Source organism: Mesorhizobium sp. 1M-11, assembly GCF_001303895.1.
GTDB lineage: Bacteria > Pseudomonadota > Alphaproteobacteria > Rhizobiales > Rhizobiaceae > Mesorhizobium.
This window is the reverse complement of sequence record NZ_LJSD01000050.1, coordinates 245,001-248,103: the sequence shown is the minus strand read 5'-3', so window position 1 is coordinate 248,103 and position 3,103 is coordinate 245,001. Positions and strand designations below refer to the sequence as shown.

At 53.9% G+C, this 3,103-nt stretch carries 2 rRNA genes (1 of these 2 running past the window's edge); both read right to left on the bottom strand.

Going from position 1 to position 3,103, the window contains the following annotated elements:
* Positions 1 to 38 precede the first annotated feature (38 nt).
* A 5S ribosomal RNA gene (gene rrf, locus AO692_RS20845) occupies positions 39 to 153 on the bottom strand.
* Positions 154 to 328: 175 nt separating this feature from the next.
* A 23S ribosomal RNA gene (locus tag AO692_RS20840) occupies positions 329 to 3,103 on the bottom strand; it runs 25 nt beyond the window's last position.

Sequence of the window (3,103 nt, the reverse complement as noted above, 5' to 3'; positions counted from 1 at the left end):
AAGACAAAAGAATAAAGAGAATTACGTGCGTTTGGCAGACCTGGCAGCGACCTACTCTCCCGCGTCTTGAGACGAAGTACCATTGGCGCTGGAGCGTTTCACGGCCGAGTTCGGAATGGGATCGGGTGCAGCCGCTCCGCCATAACCACCAGGTCGGCGAAACGCACGTATGAGAAGCTGTATTTGTGCCATTGGCGTCTTGCAGTTTTGCTACGGGCGTTGCCCGCAAGCGCGACTGCGCGTCGCCGGTCATCCGGCGCCCTCGCGGAGCATAGGCCCTTTAGGGCCGCTCATGCGTGAGCGCTGGTGATGGACATAAGGAATGAGAACGATCAAGCCGATCGAACTATTAGTACCGGTAAGCTTCAAGCGTTGCCGCTCTTCCACACCCGGCCTATCAACGTGGTCGTCTTCCACGGTTCTCAGGGAATACTCGTTTCAAGGTGGGTTTCCCGCTTAGATGCCTTCAGCGGTTATCCCGTCCGTATATAGCTACCCTGCTATGCGGCTGGCGCCACAACAGGTCCACCAGAGATACGTCCATCCCGGTCCTCTCGTACTAGGGACAGATCCTTTCAATATTCCTACACCCACGGCAGATAGGGACCGAACTGTCTCACGACGTTCTGAACCCAACTCACGTACCGCTTTAAATGGCGAACAGCCATACCCTTGGGACCTGCTCCAGCCCCAGGATGCGATGAGTCGACATCGAGGTGCCAAACAACCCCGTCGATATGGACTCTTGGGGGTCATCAGCCTGTTATCCCCGGCGTACCTTTTATCCGTTGAGCGATGGCCCTTCCACACGGGACCACCGGATCACTATGACCGACTTTCGTCTCTGCTCGACTTGTCAGTCTCGCAGTCAGGCAGGCTTATGCCATTGCACTCAGCGAACGATTTCCGACCGTTCTGAGCCCACCATCGCGCGCCTCCGTTACTCTTTAGGAGGCGACCGCCCCAGTCAAACTACCCACCATACATTGTCCCGGACCCGGATAACGGGCCGCGGTTAGACATCCATAGTAATAAGGGTGGTATTTCAAGGGTGGCTCCACCAAGGCTGGCGCCCTGGCTTCAAAGCCTACCACCTATCCTACACATGCCACTACGAATGCCAATGTAAAGCTATAGTAAAGGTGCACGGGGTCTTTCCGTCTAACCGCAGGAACCCCGCATCTTCACGGGGAATTCAATTTCACTGAGTCTATGCTGGAGACAGCGGGGAAGTCGTTACGCCATTCGTGCAGGTCGGAACTTACCCGACAAGGAATTTCGCTACCTTAGGACCGTTATAGTTACGGCCGCCGTTTACTGGGGCTTCGATTCAGAGCTTGCACCCCTCCTCTTAACCTTCCAGCACCGGGCAGGCGTCAGACCCTATACGTCGCCTTGCGGCTTCGCAGAGCCCTGTGTTTTTGATAAACAGTCGCTACCCCCTGGTCTGTGCCACCCTCCACTGCTTGCGCAGCAAAGGGTCACGCTTCTTCCGAAGTTACGCGTGCAATTTGCCGAGTTCCTTCAGCATAGTTCTCTCAAGCGCCTTGGTATACTCTACCAGACCACCAGTGTCGGTTTCGGGTACGGTCTATAAGTGGGAGCTATTTCCTGGAACCGCTCCGCTGCCCAACCAATCCGATAAGGTTGAACAACTTGTGCGATCCGTCACTACCCACAGGCCCACGAATATTAACGTGGTTCCCATCGACTACGCATTTCTGCCTCGTCTTAGGGGCCGGCTAACCCTGCTCAGATTAACTTTAAGCAGGAACCCTTGGTCTTTCGGCGGGGGAGTCTCTCACTCCCCTTACGTTACTCATGTCAGCATTCGCACTTCTGATACCTCCACCGTCCCTCACGGGTACGGCTTCACTGGCTTACAGAACGCTCCGCTACCGCTCGTGATTGCTCACGAACCCTAAGCTTCGGTGTATGGCTTTAGCCCCGTTACATTTTCGGCGCAAAGACCCTTATTTAGACCAGTGAGCTGTTACGCTTTCTTTAAATGATGGCTGCTTCTAAGCCAACATCCTGGTTGTTTTGGGATCCTCACATCCTTTCCCACTTAGCCATAACTTGGGGACCTTAGCTGTAGGTCAGGGTTGTTTCCCTTTTCACGACGGACGTTAGCACCCGCCGTGTGTCTGCCGACTAGTACTCCTGGGTATTCAGAGTTTGCTTAGGTTTGGTAATCCGGTGAGGACCCCTAGCCCATGCAGTGCTTTACCCCCCAGGGTATTCGGTCGACGCTCTACCTAAATAGATTTCGCGGAGAACCAGCTATTTCCGAGTTTGATTGGCCTTTCACCCCTAGCCACAAGTCATCCCGAACTATTGCAACAGTTATGGGTTCGGTCCTCCAGTAGGTGTTACCCTACCTTCAACCTGCTCATGGCTAGATCACTCGGTTTCGGGTCTAATGCGTCGAACTGAACGCCCTGTTCAGACTCGCTTTCGCTGCGCCTACACCTACCGGCTTAAGCTTGCTCGACACACTAAGTCGCTGACCCATTATACAAAAGGTACGATGTCACCCTTGCGGGCTCCATCTGTTTGTAGGCAATCGGTTTCAGGTACTCTTTCACTCCCCTTGTCGGGGTGCTTTTCACCTTTCCCTCACGGTACTAGTTCGCTATCGGTCATGCACGAGTACTTAGGCTTGGAGAGTGGTCTCCCCATGTTCAGACAGGATTTCACGTGTCCCGCCTTACTCAAGGACTTTTGTTCGCATTACGTGTACGGGGCTATCACCCACTTCGGCCCTCCTTTCCAGAAGGTTCCACTTATCTCACAAAAGCCACTGGCCTGGTCCGCGTTCGCTCGCCACTACTTGCGGAGTCTCGGTTGATGTCCTTTCCTACGGGTACTTAGATGTTTCAGTTCCCCGCGTTCGCCACTTTACCCCTATGTATTCAGGGTAAGTTACCTATTATCGATACTTGGAAACCACAGCAGCAGATCGCTCTGCTGCTCTGATTTTCCAAGTACCTTAGGTGGGTTTCCCCATTCGGAAATCTACGGATCAAAGGGTATTCGCACCTCCCCGTAGCTTATCGCAGCGTATCACGTCCTTCATCGCCTGTGCATGCCAAGGCATCCA